Source organism: Xenorhabdus anantnagensis, from assembly GCF_028598555.1.
Classification (GTDB): Bacteria; Pseudomonadota; Gammaproteobacteria; order Enterobacterales; family Enterobacteriaceae; genus Xenorhabdus; species Xenorhabdus anantnagensis.
This window is the reverse complement of the sequence record NZ_JAQRFN010000042.1, coordinates 1-17,887: the sequence shown is the minus strand read 5'-3', so window position 1 is coordinate 17,887 and position 17,887 is coordinate 1. Positions and strand designations below refer to the sequence as shown.

At 37.5% G+C, this 17,887-nt stretch carries 18 protein-coding genes and 2 pseudogenes; 7 read left to right on the top strand and 13 right to left on the bottom strand.

Features of this window, described 5'->3' with window-relative positions:
* The 6 genes and pseudogenes from PSI14_RS18680 to PSI14_RS18655 all read left to right on the top strand — a co-directional run.
* Window positions 1-240, top strand: a 240-nt coding sequence (locus PSI14_RS18680) for a hypothetical protein (RefSeq protein WP_273577502.1), incomplete at its 5' end; no start/stop codon positions are given.
* A 577-nt stretch (window positions 241-817) separates the two neighbouring features.
* Window positions 818-1,507 (top strand): annotated as a pseudogene (locus PSI14_RS18675) (integrase domain-containing protein); the annotation flags it as partial.
* A pseudogene (locus tag PSI14_RS18670) lies at window positions 1,498-1,698 on the top strand (DUF2251 domain-containing protein); the annotation flags it as partial. The pseudogenes PSI14_RS18675 and PSI14_RS18670, both read left to right, overlap by 10 nt.
* A gap of 159 nt (window positions 1,699-1,857) precedes the next feature.
* Complete coding sequence (locus PSI14_RS18665; protein ID WP_273577500.1) at window positions 1,858-2,217, top strand: IS630 transposase-related protein; 360 nt, start codon at window positions 1,858-1,860, stop codon at window positions 2,215-2,217.
* Between the two features lie 15 nt (window positions 2,218-2,232).
* Window positions 2,233-2,433 carry a helix-turn-helix domain-containing protein gene (locus PSI14_RS18660; protein WP_273577499.1) on the top strand — a complete coding sequence of 67 codons (201 nt, stop codon included), beginning with the start codon at window positions 2,233-2,235 and terminating at the stop codon, window positions 2,431-2,433.
* A gap of 18 nt (window positions 2,434-2,451) precedes the next feature.
* A complete protein-coding gene (locus PSI14_RS18655; protein WP_273577498.1) occupies window positions 2,452-2,577 on the top strand; it encodes a hypothetical protein in 126 nt (41 codons plus the stop codon).
* 107 nt (window positions 2,578-2,684) lie between these two features.
* On the opposite strand, the gene PSI14_RS18650 is transcribed toward PSI14_RS18655, so the two are convergent.
* Both PSI14_RS18650 and PSI14_RS18645 read right to left on the bottom strand, forming a co-directional pair.
* Window positions 2,685-3,050: a DUF3969 family protein gene (locus tag PSI14_RS18650; protein ID WP_273577497.1), complete on the bottom strand. Its 366-nt coding sequence runs from the start codon at window positions 3,048-3,050 to the stop codon at window positions 2,685-2,687.
* Window positions 3,047-3,481, bottom strand: coding sequence for a hypothetical protein (locus PSI14_RS18645; protein ID WP_273577496.1), 435 nt, complete (start codon window positions 3,479-3,481; stop codon window positions 3,047-3,049). The genes PSI14_RS18650 and PSI14_RS18645 overlap by 4 nt, the downstream gene beginning before the upstream one ends.
* Before the next feature lie 909 nt (window positions 3,482-4,390).
* Here PSI14_RS18645 and PSI14_RS18640 point away from each other — a divergent pair.
* On the top strand, window positions 4,391-4,585 hold the full coding sequence (locus tag PSI14_RS18640; RefSeq protein ID WP_273577495.1) for a hypothetical protein: 195 nt from the start codon (window positions 4,391-4,393) through the stop codon (window positions 4,583-4,585).
* Window positions 4,586-4,913: 328 nt separating this feature from the next.
* On the opposite strand, the gene PSI14_RS18635 is transcribed toward PSI14_RS18640, so the two are convergent.
* The 11 genes from PSI14_RS18635 to PSI14_RS18585 form a co-directional block, all read right to left on the bottom strand.
* On the bottom strand, window positions 4,914-6,266 hold the full coding sequence (locus PSI14_RS18635; protein ID WP_273577494.1) for an MFS transporter: 1,353 nt from the start codon (window positions 6,264-6,266) through the stop codon (window positions 4,914-4,916).
* A 648-nt stretch (window positions 6,267-6,914) separates the two neighbouring features.
* Window positions 6,915-7,583, bottom strand: a complete 669-nt coding sequence (locus tag PSI14_RS18630; protein ID WP_273577493.1) for an SDR family oxidoreductase — start codon at window positions 7,581-7,583, stop codon at window positions 6,915-6,917.
* 9 nt (window positions 7,584-7,592) lie between these two features.
* Entirely contained in the window at window positions 7,593-7,958 is a 366-nt protein-coding gene (locus PSI14_RS18625; protein ID WP_273577492.1) for a hypothetical protein, read from the bottom strand.
* Between the two features lie 32 nt (window positions 7,959-7,990).
* Window positions 7,991-9,100, bottom strand: a complete 1,110-nt coding sequence (locus PSI14_RS18620; protein WP_273577491.1) for a hypothetical protein — start codon at window positions 9,098-9,100, stop codon at window positions 7,991-7,993.
* Window positions 9,093-9,755 carry a hypothetical protein gene (locus tag PSI14_RS18615; protein ID WP_273577490.1) on the bottom strand — a complete coding sequence of 221 codons (663 nt, stop codon included), beginning with the start codon at window positions 9,753-9,755 and terminating at the stop codon, window positions 9,093-9,095. Before PSI14_RS18615 ends, PSI14_RS18620 begins: the two co-directional genes overlap by 8 nt.
* Before the next feature lie 8 nt (window positions 9,756-9,763).
* The gene (locus PSI14_RS18610) at window positions 9,764-11,482 is read right to left on the bottom strand and encodes a thiamine pyrophosphate-binding protein (protein ID WP_273577489.1); all 1,719 of its coding nucleotides are present in this window, start codon (window positions 11,480-11,482) and stop codon (window positions 9,764-9,766) included.
* Window positions 11,479-12,552, bottom strand: coding sequence for an enolase C-terminal domain-like protein (locus tag PSI14_RS18605; protein WP_273577488.1), 1,074 nt, complete (start codon window positions 12,550-12,552; stop codon window positions 11,479-11,481). Before PSI14_RS18605 ends, PSI14_RS18610 begins: the two co-directional genes overlap by 4 nt.
* Window positions 12,549-13,403 carry an alpha/beta hydrolase gene (locus PSI14_RS18600; RefSeq protein ID WP_273577487.1) on the bottom strand — a complete coding sequence of 285 codons (855 nt, stop codon included), beginning with the start codon at window positions 13,401-13,403 and terminating at the stop codon, window positions 12,549-12,551. Before PSI14_RS18600 ends, PSI14_RS18605 begins: the two co-directional genes overlap by 4 nt.
* A 5-nt stretch (window positions 13,404-13,408) precedes the next feature.
* A complete protein-coding gene (locus tag PSI14_RS18595) occupies window positions 13,409-15,049 on the bottom strand; it encodes a GH3 family acyl-acid amido synthetase (RefSeq protein WP_273577486.1) in 1,641 nt (546 codons plus the stop codon).
* Window positions 15,050-15,066: 17 nt separating this feature from the next.
* Window positions 15,067-16,044 (bottom strand): aldo/keto reductase, encoded by a 978-nt coding sequence (locus tag PSI14_RS18590; RefSeq protein WP_273577485.1) that lies wholly within the window; start codon window positions 16,042-16,044, stop codon window positions 15,067-15,069.
* A gap of 742 nt (window positions 16,045-16,786) precedes the next feature.
* Window positions 16,787-17,260, bottom strand: a complete 474-nt coding sequence (locus PSI14_RS18585) for an IS630 family transposase (protein ID WP_370688891.1) — start codon at window positions 17,258-17,260, stop codon at window positions 16,787-16,789.
* Between the last annotated feature and the right edge of the window lie 627 nt (window positions 17,261-17,887).

Sequence of the window (17,887 nt, the reverse complement as noted above, 5' to 3'; positions counted from 1 at the left end):
ATATGGAAAGAATGCTTGCCGAGGTCGATACCAATAAGGGTGACGTTTTGCATGATGGACTCTCCAGAAAAAATACTCTATAAAGAGTATGGTTCACAAGGTGGGGAAGACCATCTCATTAACTCCTGTAGCCTGAAAGGGAGAGCAAGCATTGCGGTACATCTGCGCACTTTTGGAAGCAGATATTGTCGGACACCTAAACCCTCGTCTGGCGATGAAAGTTTCCCGGTCTCAAAGTGAAATCGGCTTATCCTCCAATAAAGACAGAACTTTCTCTGTCTCACACTGATCGATACCTTTTTAACCGGTACAACATTCACCTACGTTTTCAATTCATCACGATAAACGTCCCGAAAACTGTGCGGCGTCACTTGCGTTAAAGCGCAGCGATTACCAAGTGACGCCGTTAGGCGACCAACGTCCAAAGCACGTCCGGTCTGGCTTTATAACCCATTTGACCCCCGAATTACCCAGTGAAACCGCTCGAAAGAGGCCATTAATTGACATTCTGTTTGATTAACGAACGATCGTCCGGTCTGGTTTTCAACCCGCTGCCTGGCAACAGGCTGATGCAGTAAGAAAGGAGAAATCACACCACGTCATGATTAATGAGGCGTTCATCCTGACTAACATCAGGCACTGAACGGGGAGTACTCCACCGCCGTGCTCAGCACGTCGCGAACTCCTGCAAAAACTCAACGCAATTTTCCCCTGCTACACATTATCTGACGCACCACGGAACGGTGAACCTTAACCGACACGCAGGGACTGGTTTAAAAACGAATGAAAAATAAGCAAATTAGCGGGAGATGCGGGAATGGCGCAGAAATCGGCACGTTCGAAAATCGAACGGTTCAGAAAAGAATTTATCACCCATGCCCGAAACGGGCGCGGAAGTTTTGCCACCGTTGTGGATCGTGAGCGGATTGCCCGGCAATTCCTTAACTTTCTGAAAGACCATGGCATCAGGCTTCGACAAATGGACAGCCTCAAGGCCAAATATATTGAGCGCTATATTGCTGAGCGTAAGGCCAACAAGATCAGCCACCGTACCCTGCAAAATGAGATGTCAGCACTGCGGACGATTTTAAGGCAGGCGGGCAAGCATAAACTGGCCGCACCGGATAACGCCCGTCTGAGTAACCGGGCACTGGGTATTGTCGAGACGAGTCGCACAGGCACTAAAACGGCATTAATGCCTGTGGAATTTCAGGCGGTTTTCCAGCAGGTTGAGCAAAAAGACCGGAATGTCGCCGCGGTGATGCAACTGGCGTATGTGCTGGGACTGCGTACTAAAGAAGCGGTGGAAGCCTATAAATCATTATCGACCTGGAAAAAAGCACTGGCGAACGGTCATGCGTCTGTGCGGGTGGTATTTGGCACCAAAGGGGGACGGCCGAGGCAGACGGCTATACTGGATCGCGAAGCCCTGCAACACGCTATTGCCTACGCCGAGCGCGAACAGGCAGGGCGCAGTGGCAGATTGATTGATAAACCCACCATCCATCTGACGTAAAGATTGGCTGGTCAGAAGACAGCAAGAAGTGTGTGCTTTTGGTTAATGGTTATCCGCACGGTGTGTTTAATTTCGATACAAAAAATGGATACTGCCGGAGCGGCTTCTCACCCCCAATTAATCAGGAGTGGTCTATTTCAGGGCACGAGTGGAATGATGCCGTTGATAATTTTTTCAGATGACTCATGAATAGGTTATTGCTGAACTCCCCATTGGCTAGCATGCCGTGGTGTTAAATATCCGTTTCTGGCAATGTCGGTAATGAGCGAATAGCCGACTTATAGCAGAATCATATTAATATGGCATAATGTCTGGATTCCAATAACAAGGGATAAAGTAAGATGGGCTACGGTTTGGATTTTCGAAAGAGAGTACTGGCTTACAAAGACAAGCATTCGTTGACTTTCGAACAAACGAGTGCCCATTTTGACATTTCTATGCGTACCTTATTTCGGTGGAGTCATAAAATAGAGCCTTGTATGACCCGTGATAAACCGCCCACGAAGATCAGTGATGAGGCACTTATCGCGGATGTTCAACATTTCCCTGATGACTATCAATGGGACAGAGCAAAACGCTTAGGTGTCTCACAGTCTGCTATTCATTACGCGCTGAAACGGCTTAAAATCACCTTCAAAAAAACACTCAACCTTCGCTGTATGACCTGGAAATCCAGAGAAAGCTGGATGCGCTGGAATTAGCGGACAAACTGGGTAATGTCGAATGTCGCTGAAGCCGTACAGCAGAGTGGCTGCTCCCGTGACACGCCCTATCGTCATCGTAAGCTACTCAAAGAAAAAGGGCCGGAAGCTCTCAAACGCCTCTTTAATCCGGCATTACATCATAACAATCGGACGGCCCGGGAAAGAGAGGAAAGGGTGATTGCTTTTTCATTGGAAAATCTGCATCTGGGCTAGGTACAGGTATCGGCCCAGGTGCGAGAAAAATATCAGATAACCCTCAGTCCGAATGGGGTGAGGCATATCTGGCTACGGGAAAAAATGAATACCAGTGCCTTGCAGGTTGAGAAAGCCAGAACATCGCTTGCTATCGTATTATGATGATCTTCGGTTGAGTAATTAAGCCGGGAGTAGGTATACTGAAACGACAAAGTCCTTCGGTAATTAGTCTGTCAGTCTCCCTCGGTAATCACACTAATATATACCGCCTACATACCACCTTCATCTACACCTTTACCTATAACCCTAATTTCTTTTTCGACTAACCGTCCAATTTCTTTGCTATTGCGGATAACTGACGATGTTCTTTCGATCAATGCATTAATTTCACCTTGTAACTTGTCAGGCATTAAATCTTTCATGTCGTCAAGTAAACACCCGTCTATAATTATCTTAGATAATTCTTGAGATGATTTTATAGTTTCTAGTAAATCGGAAACATAAGGCTTGAATATAAAGCCTTCTGCCTCATTGATAGATATGAGCTTTTTATCTAGGGCATGCAGCACCCCCAAAACTAAAAGACTAATAAATTTCCCTGCATGTTTGTCTTCAATATGGTAACTAAGTTTCATATTTTGTTACTCCAGCCATGTACAACTTTTACATTAAACACTAGGCCACTTCTACTTTCAAAATAATGAATAGAGACTTTTTGTCCGTTAACTAATCCATCTTTATAAACTTTATACCATTTCCCTGGTTCTACGTCCCTTCGTAATTCCGCCAATAATTGGCTATTGTCCATAGGACGTTTCGTGGTTCCATTTTGTCTATTTATAAACCCTTTAGGATATTGTGGTGCATTCTTGATTGATTTGTAAGTATGCTTAATACTACTTGGTCTATGTTTATTCGGAGTTTTCGGAGTTTTTGGCGGTTTTGGAATCTTAATGAATGAGATTTGATGTGTGTTTGTCGCCGTATCTGGCGTTTGAAAGCTGTGCCCCGAAAAGGGAAGTAATACCAATACAAGGCTAAATAAAACTTTTGCAAGTCGCTTCATAATGTTCAATATCCTCAATATAAGTCAGCCGGTTTTAGGTATTCTCACAACAGAATTAGAATGACTCTGGTGTCATATGAAGCATTATATAGATACCCAACTAAACGGAATTAAAACCAGAGCCGATTTGTTTCGGATAAAATATGAATAAAAGATAAATGAAGTTGATTATTAAAAATTATATGGTGAGTGAAATCTTTGAATTTATAATCCAACTATCTAAGAATCCTAGGTGGTTCAAAATCTCGCTTGATCACGGACAACGCCATTTGATAACGGATAACGAACCCAAGTCTACGCATCGCGTGGCCTTTTCTATTTATGCTACCGCAATCACTCACAGAACCTCAGCATCTCCTATTGTGGCTGGCATAATAGATTATTTTTTTTAAAAAATTTCTTTATATCTTTTATTGTTGAAATTGCAGAGAGATATAATTCCTCATTATTGTTTTCTTGTAATTAATTATTTTTTAATGGGGTGATTTCTGAATAATAATTATTAATTAGTTTCTCAAGTTTTCTTTTATCGTATCTTGAGAGTCGTCTCATGAGTTGCTGTATTTTTTGATTAGGTAATACATGGGCTAAGGTGAATGAGTGTAGTTCTAACCATTCCAATATCACATCAAAACTTTCAATAATTGGTTCAGCAAGTGCATTAAACTCTTTTCGTTTATCACGCCCATTGTGCTAATGCGATGGATTATGCGTATGGACAAATACACTAGTCCCCCTGCTTACGGATGGGCGTTTTTCCGGCACAATCTATGTGAATAAAATTGTGGGTGACGTTGTGTCTGTCACATTGGGGAATGTCTCACTGGGAAATCGTGACAGTGTCTTTTTTCATAAAAGACTCAATGAAGCCATGCCGTTTGAGCGGATTTTTATTTATGGGGGCCGATAATGACCCAACGGTATTTTGGATCGCTGGGCGGTGGTGGGAGCGCAATTGTTTCGGTATATGTTAATAATAAGCATGTGGCCGGGCAGGATTTTACCATGGGGCCTCCAGATAAAAACCCGCAATATATATCTGGCACGCTGTTTACACCCCCCATTGTCATCCCCGCCAATACAACCCCCCACTATTACGTTTAACCGTCTGGCAGATGATTGCCGGGACGCTTTTCAGGCAGGACAACGAGTCAATGGAGTCAACTTTTTTTTAGCATATTATAGAAGAAAATCCATCATCCTATTGGAGCAAGGACAAAAGAAATTCCTTAAACTACTTTTGAAGTATTCTAAGAAAAAACTCAAGGTAGATAATGAACTGAAGTAACTGTTATTCATTCTGCCAAGTTTATCACACAATACAGAGGTAATTTTGCAACAAACTCGGCAAGATGAAAATTTGGATGACCTTAGCTAAATATTCCAAAGGAAGATAGTAAAGGTATTTACCATTTTACGGAAATGAGCATATTTATACTTTTATATAACGAGTGAGCAAAAAGGCTATCATCGTAGCAAAAATCGAAAGTAATACACATATAATAAAGCCACTATCAAGACTGACCATTATACCTAATAATGGTCCAAATACTGCTACACCTATTGCTCCACCAACTTGTCGTGAAGTATTAAACGCGGCAGAAGCAGCACCATGAAGATTTGGAGATACAGTACTTAGAGTCTGTGAAGTCATTGTTGGAACCAACAACCCAGAAGAAAATCCCGCTGGCATGAGCGCAAGCAAAGTACACCACAAAGGCATTTGCAAATAGCCCAAAAGCAAGATAACAATCAAAGATAGAGTGAGAACTGATTGCCCTAGATACAACACATAAACACGATTCCTATAGGCAGCAATGCGTGCTGCAGAAAGATTTCCTACTGCAACTAGCCCTGTCATTGGTAAGAAGCTTAAACCGCTTATCATCGGAGATAATCCTCTACCTTGCTGGAATTGAAAACTCAAAGCAAAAAGCAGCCCATAAAACATAAAATTGAATAGAGCACCTTGTATTGTAGATATTAGAAAGATACGATTATGGTAGATATCTCGTGGCAAAAGTGGGGCAGAAACTCTTTTTTCAACAATGGAAAAAGCTATGATGCCTACCAACATAATAACAAAAGAAATGATTATCCAGGTATGTGACCATCCGAGTGTAGGAGCTTCAATAAGTACAAAAACTAAACCAGCTATACTCATAGTCGCAGTCAACTGTCCCAAAATATCAAGTTGCCTTGCCTTTTCATCCAATTGGGGTAACTTCCATAACCCTATAAGTAATACTGGCACACAAATAAAAACGTTCACCCAAAAAATAGAAGTCCAGCCAGCTACGCTAATTAAAACTCCGCCAAGAAATGGTCCAGCAGCTAAACCAATTCCTCCAGCTGCAGCCCAATATCCAACAGTTTGATGTCGTTTAGTATCACTTACCTGTGTTCTAGTTGCTAAAGTCAAACTGCTAGGTAAAATAAGCGCAGCGCCAATACCTTGAACTATTCTGCTAATGTTCAAAATATCGATATTACCTGAAAGTGCACAAATTACAGAAGCACTAAGAAAAAGTAAAATTCCGAAAAGGAATACACGTCGAGGCCCTAAAGAATCTGCTAATGCACCAGAACCTAACATTACTGCAGCAAAAGAAAGTGTATAACCATTAATAACCCATTCTAGCTGTGAACGACTTGCTGTCAGATGGTGTTCAATAATCGGTAGAGCCAAATTTACAATAGTAGTATCAACAAAAACGATGAATGAACTAACGAGAGCAAGAACTACAGCAAGCCGTTGCTTAGAAATAATAAGCTCTTTTTTCACACAATATCTCCATGTTAAATCTCGATATTATTGATATATTAACTAAATATCATTATGTCATCATAAGACTGGAGCTTATACAGCTATAGCCTAATAAGCTTTGACTTAAATCACGAGCGGACTAATAATGGAATAAGTAGATATTTTATCAATCATTCCGCAGATATATTTTTAATAAACATAATCTTTATGCTTTTGGCATAACATAAAATTTAATCGCATATAATAAATTTCGAATAAAGTGAGTATATCAGTTTTATTACGTTTCTCATAATTACATCATAAATAGATAATTTTCTCACCCTGAATATAATTCGGTTACGTTATTATAGCAAATATTTACTTTTTAGCTCTAAATATTAACTTATTGAAAGTATAATTTAACTTAATTTAATTGATGTTAGCAACCTTTTCTTTGTTCTAAGAAATTATATTTTAGATTGTTTTGAACTAATGATTTGGTAATACCTCACATCAATCTGGATTCAGATTTGATGTGAGTTTTAGCATTGCCAAATTAGAACTAATTTATAGTATTAAAATGAAATTTCCGTAAAAATATAAAATTAAATACTGGATAATAAATGCAAATTAATTCTCTTATCCTTTACTTTATGCTAACTTAATATAAACCAATTGGTTATAGTATCATTGACCAAAACGAGCACCTCCATCAACATAAATAACCTCAGCAGTTAAGTAGTCACACTCAATTGCAAACTTAACTGCTTGTGCAATATTTTTTGGACGCCCTGCATGACCCACTAATGTACGTTTTGATACTTTTTCCATTGTCTTTTGTCTAATATCAGGAGCAACTTTATCCCATAGTCCCGCATCAATAGTTCCTGGTGATATACAATTTACACGAGCAGGAGCTTTCTCTAGAGCTATACCTCTAGTCATACCTTCAATACCAGCATTGATTGCTGATTGTAATGTTGTATTTTCTCCTGGACGTGCAGATAAATATCCACTAATAAAGGTTAACGATTTTTTCCAAGGAATATCCCTTGCAGCTACGTAAGCAAGCCAAAGTTTATTGGTTATGGCATATTTTGCTTGTTCATCAGATAACGAATAAATTCCACCTATTGGTGTATCAGCAGCAGTAATAACTAAGTGATCATATTCTTCAGATGAAAAAAAATAATTTTTTAACGCATCAGGATTTGCAGCATCAATAGCATGATGTTTTATTCGGTGTTGAGTACTTTTCCGACGAGATAGTGTTTCAACAATGAAATGTTCTTGTAAACACTCAACCACTGATTTACCAATACCTGAAAGTCCACCAACAACTAAAACCCGCTCCATATTTTTTCCTTATTTATTAAATCCCGAAATATTATAAGATCGCTCAATTGGAATTATAGTAACCGAATATTGCCAAGGATACTTTAATGATATAAGAGCATTCTTTATGCCAAACTCACATGCTTTCAAAATACTCATTAAAACATCCTGAGATCGATCATTGAACGTCACAAACTCACAACGTATAGAATCTGAAGAAATAAGATTTCTTGACTCTTGTTCTTCTATAATTCTTTCATCAACGAGAGTTAGCCTATACTTGCACAATTTAGTATTAAAACCTTGCAAATTTTTAAGTTGAGAATCCAGCGATTGCATTAAACTTTCTTTAAATGGCCAAATCTCAGAGGTAATATATAATGATATAAATGGCATTAAATTTATCTCATTAATTCAAAGGTTATTATTCATGATATAGGAAGAATAAGCTTATCATGATCCAAATAGTTAATAATTTCTTCTGCAATAATTTGTAATTCTGATTCACTAAATACCTTAGCAGCACTGGATAACGTCATTGCTACCCTTCCACGAAATCGATCGAGATGAGCAACCACACTATAATTTCCTTGGCGCCGATCAACACATGTTACAATATCGCGAACGACCTCGTAAGATTCAAGGCTACGGTATCGACCATTATTTGTTACACATGGACCTAAGGAAGAATAGCATGTTTTTTTTACACCTTCTTTTGCTTTTTCATAGTGCTCTAATTGAATCTTAGTATCCTGAGAGTTTGTTAATATATATTGTTCACATTTCTGAATATATTCGATGTTATTGCATAATTCGCTTATAGGCACTTCAACTACACCAATTAAACAACCTGGATACCAGTTATTTAAGACTTTACGGCGACTATAAGCAACCCATATAGATTTGCCTTTCCGAGAGTCATTAGCCAAATGATGACGCAATAATACTGCAATAATACTACTGAGAGAAACCTGTAAACTCTTACATAAATTGTTCAGTTGTTCTGTTATTCTCGAAGAAAAAACCAATCGATGAGAACAAGAAGAAGTTATATGTGGATCATCATCTATTCTATTTGACCAAGTAGACCAACCATTAGAAATTGGTGTAAATCTTGAAAATAGATCTCCTAACATGAGGTTGGTCGTAAATGCATCAGAAATAAGATGATTTCTGCGCCATGCAAAGAAATATTTTGTACCGCAATGATATAATGTTATACGCCATAGACCGTGTTTCACTGGTTCACCCAGTTCAATCTCCAAAATCTTGCTAAGAGTGAGCTGACTAGCATAACTTATTCTCAAGCAATCAGAAGAAATAATACCTGAATATTTTTCCTCCCTCATTTTCAAATAACCAGCATCATCCACATATGGAACAGTATGTAAAATAGAATTCCTTTCTATCCACTGTGCAATGTCTTTATAGGTTGGTACCCCTTTATCAAGTTCAATAACTGTCACAACTTCCGTAGCACCTGATAAATAATTTGCAGAAGCAAAAAACCTAGTACTGACACGGTCTATATTAATCATAACAGTAAATCCTGTTATTAAGGATACTTCCTAATTCATCAACAATAAGTTCGAACCGATCATTATCTAATGCAGGTTCATTCTTCCACGCGAATCCTCGCGGGGCACCTGTGAAAAGTAAAATCTTATCGAAATGTTTCCAGCCTACCATTTTATAAACAGCATTCAGTGCTGTATCTAATGAAATCGGGAGATAGTCCATTCCTACTTTAGCAAAATAATGTTTTACATTATCACCACGATATCTCGTTACTGTAATATTCAGTGAGGATGGAGGTTGCAAACTTGGCCACCAATGATCAGAAATACTTGCCTGAGGTAATTTAGCATGAAGTATTCTAGCCGCATCCTGACGAAACTCTCCTAAGTCAGTTAGATCATTCCCGAACATAAAACCAATAAAACGACATGTCGTCCCCTTTTCCGTATCAATTAGCCAGACTAACTCCATCTCCTCACTTAATACTTTGGATTGTGTTAATGTATTTAAATTTCCATTTGCTGATGCTAAATCGCCAATTTCTCCTCGGAAAAAATAAGGTGGTACAGAGTCATCTTGTATTCCATTGCTAATATAGCTTTTTGCAAATCCATACACTCCAATACGGCCCTTTAAGTCACGAACTAGAGATGGTGATATATTTTTCATTTCCATTATTATATTTAAACCTGCATATTAATAAGAAAAGGACACGATTTTTCACGGATATATGAAGTTGCATGAAGTATCGCTGTAGATAATGCTGAATTATCTTCAGCCACTACACTTTCAGCCTGGATACCAAAACTATGAGCTAAGCTAACAAAGTCTACGGACAATTCATCAAATGTTGTGGCAACACGTGGTGATGTTGAGCGTTGACGATTCTTGGAGACGATTTTCGCATGCTCAAGTGAGTTATAGTACTGCCCATTGTTAACGACTATCAATAAGACAGGAATGTTTTTTGCAGCAGCCGTCCACAAGCTACTTGGGGTATAAAGAAAATCACCATCACCGAGAAAAGCTACTGCTAATTCCCCTGTATTATCTTCCTGGATCGCTGCTGCTGCACCAAGTGACGCCGGTAATCCATACCCTAATCCTCCCCCTCCGTTCATTCCTAAAAACTGAGCTTCATGTTTGAAATGGAAAACGAAACGAATAGTTTGATCAATTTGAGTGCTACCACCATTGACGATGCGGATATTAATAGCTGCGGCATCAAATGTATCAGATATAGTTTGTATAGCATGCTTTAATACAGAGTCAGAAAATTTCTTGCGTTCCATATAGATAGGAATAGGAGATATATGAGGCTCTACATATTTTGCTGTAGACTGTAAAAACTTAACAATATCACCCTCATAAATAATACCTGGTGACTCTATTCCTGCATCAGAAGACCAACCAGAAAGTGCTACACCTGGTGTATTTACACTAATAAAAACTGATTCTTTCAGACATTCTGTATCAATTAGTGTTCCTAAATAACTTAATGGATCGACAGTATCTAATGCTAAAACTACATCAGGGGGAGCATTTAATATTGCGGATTCTAACCGAACCCAATGGTGTTCTGAGTCTCTAGTAATAGCATTTTCATAGTAGCCACATTCCAATACCGGAATCTTAACATTCAGGGCATTGGATAAATTCTCCAAAGCTAGCATAAGTCCTTTTTGGCGCCCGGCTCTTTCTACAATAATAAGAGGATGCTGCGCTAAGGAAAGAAATTTGGCAACACGTTGAATATGTTGAGGTTGAATAACTGATATATTTTTCTCTATATCTACGGGACCAAGACGTAATACACGTTTTTCTACCAATGACTCTTGATGATCTGAGTCTATTGCAACCACGGCAGGCCCGAGATGAGACTCACTCATTACAGTCCGGATCGCACGTCTGATATCATGTGCAGTTCCCCATTGGTCAGTAGAAACAGCTGATAATGTTGTATAACCACGAATAGGAGCAAGAATATCATGTGCTGTGTGTATCCAGTCTATCCAAGGGCGACGCTTTCCAGCATCTAGTGGTCCATTACCGACTAAACACAGTAAAGGAATACGGTCACACCAAGCATTAAAAATAGCCATAGCACCATGCAATAAACCAACATTAGCATGAATAAGTACACATATTAAGCGTTTACTTGCTTTATAATAACCATGAGCGAAAGCGACAGCAATCTCCTCATGACATGCCATAATTACTTTTGTGTCACCATCATTAACAAGAGAATCATGTAACCCCCTAAATGAGGCCCCAGGGTTAAAAATAAATGTATCTATTCCATGTTCTTGGAGATATTTTTTTAACCAATCAGAAAAATAATAGTGCTCTATATCAATTTCTAAACTATTAGATGTTAAAGGTACGATGAAATTATCTTTCATGATTTAGGATTCCGGCCATTTAATTGATCGTTATGTGTGCGAGTAATTATCCCTCTGTCACGAGACAAAGCTGGATTAGTTACCCAAAGAGTATCTGAATTGAAGAAAAGATCAGACTGTCCAGCTTCGACACCTAAAGGTTGAGAGTCTGATAATGCAAGTATGCGTCCTGCAGTGATCAATGTACCTACTTCAGCAACTTGAACACCATAATAACGCGCCAATCCTTTTGTTTTAGCCAGATTCGCTATCCTACCAGCACAAGAAAGTCCACCACATTTGGCAATACGAATGTTAATGCCGTCAACAGCTTCAGCATCAAGAGCGACTATAATATCGTTTTCATTTTGTACGGATTCATCAAGTAATACTTTAGCGCCATAAGTACGAATCTCTCGTAAAGTCTGATAATCTCGTATCTTACAAGGCTCTTCAAACCATTCTGCGCCGGCATCCATACAATATGGCACAACGACCGGAATCTCTTTTTTTGACCAGGCATTATTAGCATCAATAAGCACAGTAGCTGATGTTTGTTTACGTACTACAGAAATCCTTTTACAGGTTTCTTCTAGTGTATCCGCCAGTTTCAATTTAACCAATGGAGCCTTAGCAATTACACTATCGGACGCATTCCAACGTCCGTAACTGTCAAGGACTGGGACAAAAGGTGCACTATCGACAACCGCTTTTGGACCTAAAGGTGTTCTTGTACTTTTTTCTAACCAGTCCATTATGGCTAGTTCAATAGCACAGCAAGCATTAGGAGCTGCATCTTTAATAAAGCTGAATTCATCAGCTAATACTTCATCAAAAGGTACTCCAGATACTAAAGAATGCGCTACACTCATCAGTCTTTCTTTTATCCAAAAAGTTAACATTTGATGAACTACATCAATTGATTCCCCTGTAACATATTGACGGGGAGCACACTCTCCATAACCTATTACACCATCTACATTTAATTCAAGGACGATAGATTCACTTGACCAACGAGCAAAGCTAGAATGTTTAAAAGGAACAGCCATTTTTTCTTGTACGTTATGGACAAATGCATTTGCTATAGTCATACAACAGTCTCAACATCATGAAGCATATTCAAAACCATGTTAGCTAATTGCCGGCGATATTTAGTAAAAGGGATATAGTGATCTACTGACCCCAATAAATGTATTGTCCCTTCCTTACCATAATATTTTATGTATTCTTCTACTGCCAATTTAGTATCAATAACACGGTCTCCATAAGATGAAATATATTGTGACTTCACTTCTGTTAATGGAGAATTAAGAGAAAAATATTTTTCCTCTAGAGCTAAAATATTTTTCCTAGTGCGAGATTTTATGTTACGAATTGCTAAAGGGTCTTGTCGTATAAAATCTTGGTAATTCGAATTTGAAGAAAAATCCTCAGGTAGAATTCCAACATCCCATAAATCATTGCTATCATTATTCAATATGGATTGTAGCTCATGCTTATTTAAAGATGTATTCATTCTACCCAACCAGGATGAGACTATAGATATAGACTGCAATCCTTTCAATAAAGATGGATATTGTGCTAGTGTAGCTGTTAGTATAGAACCACCTAAACAATGTCCAACTGCAATTACAGGTATCTTAGGATAAAGAGAAAATACATATTCAAAAAGACTTTTATATAAAGAGACAATTCTATCTGCTGAAGGAAATTCATCATGTGGCTCAATACTTATTCCACTCCCAGGCCTATCCATACATATAAATAGTGTATTTTTCTGTGCAAAATCTAACGCAAATTCCCATGACCAAGATGCATGACTCTGTAACCCATGTACATATACGACAACTGCTTCAATTGAATTAGGAATCCAACTATGGATTACTAGATCGCCATCATAAAGACGAGTAATTTTTTTTGTGATATTTTTATTGTCATACATAGCGTTTATTTCCAAAAATTTTCTACAATAGAGCTATCAGTTTGATGATGTTTAAATTTGTGTTGGTTGCCATTCTTTGCATTTCTTCCATGTTCAAAATATTGTCTTAATGTATCTGGTGGACATACAAAAACTTTGGGAGCTGCAAGCCGGCCACTATCCCGTTTTGATGCATACTCAATATTTACAGTAGCAATTTCTTTATCAAGTTCTTTAGCAAACATCTCCGCATCTATTCCTCGTAACGATTCAACAACAGAAATATAGTAAGGGATAGTGTCCCATTTAGGAGCAATAAGGTAAGGCATTTTTTGACCTTCTTGTGCCTTAAATGTTTTTTCAAATGCAACAGAAAGATCCTGATGAGTCAATTTTTCTCCAGTGAAAGAATTAAACACACCATAACGCTCAACAAAAAACATCCACGGCGTTCCTTCAGGCGTCACTTCTGTAACTTCAAAAATATCTCCAGTCCACATACGCAGTAATCCATGTGCCTGAGACATAATAATGTGATAACGTTTTCCTGGCTCTAATTCCATGGGAGATAGAGTATTTTGTTCATATTTTCCTATCCATTTTTCAGGATCTATTTCAGCTGGAATAAATTCAAAAATTGCCTGGTTAATAGCCAGAGGTTGTGATTCTATATCTGGACAAATAGGAATAGTTGTCACTCCTTCTGTACCACACGTCATAAATGGAACAATGGTAGCTCCAGGAATTATTTCATTTAAACGAGTCAGATAATATGATGCCCCAGCAGACGTCCAACACGAATAAAAGCTTAATTTTGGCCAAACATCACATAATGTAAAGTCATTTTTTGCAAATCGGTTTTCGAATTTTTTTGCCATTTTAGGATCAGGTGAAAAATTATTACATTTTTCGCCTTGTAAAGTTCCATCATAAATATCTTTAACTAACGAATCTTTAAATATATTTAGCTTGTCATATAATGAAAGAATCATACTAGGATTAATAGCAGTGATTGCTCTTAAATCTTTTCCTAAAAAGTAACGGAGTCGTGAATAACTACGTCCATCGTGATCATTTGGCATATTTTCATTATACCAAGGTTCATTATTCCAAGGAGGCGTCCAATCATTATCATTAATATGTGGATATCGATTACTTATTGATTGATGCGATAACCCACATACATTCGGCTGTACTGCTTCTCTTGTTGTTTGTGTATCAAGCACAGAATATTTTTGTAGTAAAATATGTGGACACGCATTAATAAAAGTATCCCACATAGTATACATGGCTGGAATGCGATATTTTTGCATCCAATGGTAGGTATAAGGGATATATTTAGGATTTCCCGTTGTCCCACTCGTTTTTAACCAACGGATAACTGGGCTATTAGTAATAATGCCACCTTTAGTAATAATTTCTTTTTTAATTGCCTCTTCAAAATATCCATATGAAGAAATAGGAACGCTCTTTTTAAATTCTTCAATATTTGAAAGATTTGCCTTTTTTTCTTGCCAAAAATCAGCATCACGCGTGATATCAGCAAGATCACTAAGAACTTCTTTCTGCGCAGCTACAGGATTTTGTATTTTTTCAATAAACTCATTTTTGAAAAACTCAGTTCTTGTTTTAAATAAAGATTTTAGGCTTTCATCATATAAATTCATGGTTATTATCCATTTTATTATCTATCAATATATTTTTTCATTGCAGAATTATATCTATCTCCAGAAACACTCAAAGAATCAAGTTCTTTCTCAAAAGCTTTCAATTCTTCTAATGATAATGAGATCTGACGTGATGCAATATTTTCTCTTAAATAGGTTCTACGTTTAGTGCCAGGTATAGGAACAATATGATGTTTTTGTGCCATAATCCATGCAAGTGCTAATTGCGCAGGTGTGATATTCAGCTTTGACGCATGTTTCTTAACTATGTCAACAAATATTTGGTTTCTTATATAGTTATCATGTTCAAATCGTGGATCTAGGCGGCGAAAGTCTTGGTTATCCAACATATCAGGTACAGGAGAATTGCTTGTCAAAAAGCCTCTTCCCAAAGGACAAAAGGCAACTACACTGATCCCTAACTCTGCTGCTACAGGTATAACATCACGTTCCAGATTACGCTCCCAAATTGAGTACTCAGCTTGAACTGCAGTCAGTGGATGTGTAGCATGAGCTCGACGTAATGTTTCTACACCAACTTCGCAAAGTCCGATATATCGAACTTTTCCTTCGCAAACGAGTTCAGACATCGTTCCTACTACATCTTCAATAGGAATGTTAGGGTCAATTCGGTGCTGATATAAAAGATCAATATAGTCTGTTTTCAGACGTGTAAGGCTATTTTCAACAGATCTTCTAATGTTAGCGGCAGAACTATCTGGAGGGATTTGCGTACCATCCGGCTTGATCATTGGAAAGCCAAATTTTGTAGCAATAAAAGCATCCTGCCGACGACCTAATAGAGTTTTTCCTATAAGCTCCTCATTTGTATAAGGCCCATATACTTCTGCAGTATCGAGATACCGAACACCTTGATCAAGTGCTTCTAAAATTGTAGCAGACGATTCCATATCATTTGTTGAACCATACCATTGGCTCATACCCATACACCCTAACCCAATATGAATGTCTTTAGACCAAATAATTTCACTCATTGAATTCACCTATTTTAAAAAAATATGTTTAAAGAATACAATTTAAATTGTATTTAGTTAATGTTGCATCATTATTTTAATAAAGTAATGAGTTATATTTAAATCAAGATTTTTTATAAATACACAGTCTTAAACAAATTTATATATTGGCATAACCTACACGATATTTAATAAGATGCTACAATAATCAACAACAACAAAAAAATCCATTTAATTACAATAGATGACAATTAAATTATTGTGTTGTAATGTTATTTAAGTTTTTTATAAAAATATACATTCAAGGTTTATCCACCACCATATAGTTTAGATATATTTAATATTATCTTATCAATAAATGTGTATCCTATATTTATTGATAAGGTTAAATTAAATTATCATTCTAAAAAAATGTACGCAATAGTTAATGCGTGTCTAATTATTTTTAATAAATAAAAAACAGAGTTATAATTCAAAATAAAGAAGTTAAAAGTATACATTTCTTTTAAATAATATTTATTTTGGGTGAAAAATAGAATAAAACACTGATAAGTCCCATATATACAACTTTTAAATATAGATATAATTTTTATAACTATATGTTTAATTTATTGTTTATTATAAATAATAATTATTATTAATTTAATAGTAATCTTTAAATAATATAATACACAAATGAAAATATGTACACGCAATTAACTTGAAGATGCAGGAATTAAAGTCTGGAAATTATCGGTCAGCCGGGTAGTTAATTCCTGTCCTTTTACGGGTAAGGTGACATGAAAAAAATGATGAAGTGTTTCACGGAACGTTTTGGCATCTGGGAAATAGACATTGTTTGTACCTGCTCATTCGCGTACTTCCATAATCGCTCAATCGGGTTGAGGTTAGGGCTGTAAGGCAGCAGATAATGCAACTTGATATTCAGGACTTCGGCAAAAAATTGAACTATTTCAGCGCGGTGATAACTGGCTCCATCCAGAATAATGTGAATTTTTTGTGAAAGCGGATAGGTTTCCCAGATTGCGCCGAAAAACAGGACGACATTTTTCGCGTTAATAGTCGGATAGTCACGAATAACCGTCGCTTCAATCCGTTGCAAATTGAGTGCGCCCATGATGTTGAGGCGGATACGGCTGCCGGCGGTTTCGACCACTTTGACCTGCTTCTTTCCGCGCTTCATCGAGCCGTAACTTAATTTTGTAGATTGGGTAGAATGCACGGCATCAATAAACAAAATCGGCTCTTGTTGACCACAGGCTGCTTTCAGCGCGGTGTAACTTTCAATTAAACCAGCTGACGCGCTGCGCTTGTCTTCTCCGATTTACCGGGATAATACATTAACCCGGTAAATCGGAGAGCTGAAAAACACCTGCCAGAGAAAACTTTTTTGCCTACCCCTCCTTTGTGTGTAATTAAATTCGATGGCCAGCTACCATCGAATGAAACGGAGTGAGCTTGTCCTCACCCTTAAGGTTAACACCTTGATTAATAGCAAAAGCCCTCTGTTTCCCCTTTAATGCAGAATATTTGTCTTCCTATGAGCGAAGATAGCGCAGAATATAATACGCCGAAGTCTGATGTTAGCTGATAGACGATAGTGATACAGAATAAGTTCTTTTGTCGTATTAGTGCGGCATAGGTTGGGAGACTATATGTCAAAAGTTAAGGCAATATTTTTCTTGACTTATCTTGACTCAACACAGTAGCTATTAAAGAATTAGTGATAAAACTGTTCACCCTATTCACCTCTGAATATTTTTATTTAAATTCATGTTGTTAAATGGTGGTGACTTGAAATCAGACTCATCACCACTCTTCATCCACCGTTCACCTCCAACCAGAAAAAAGGTGAACAGTGATG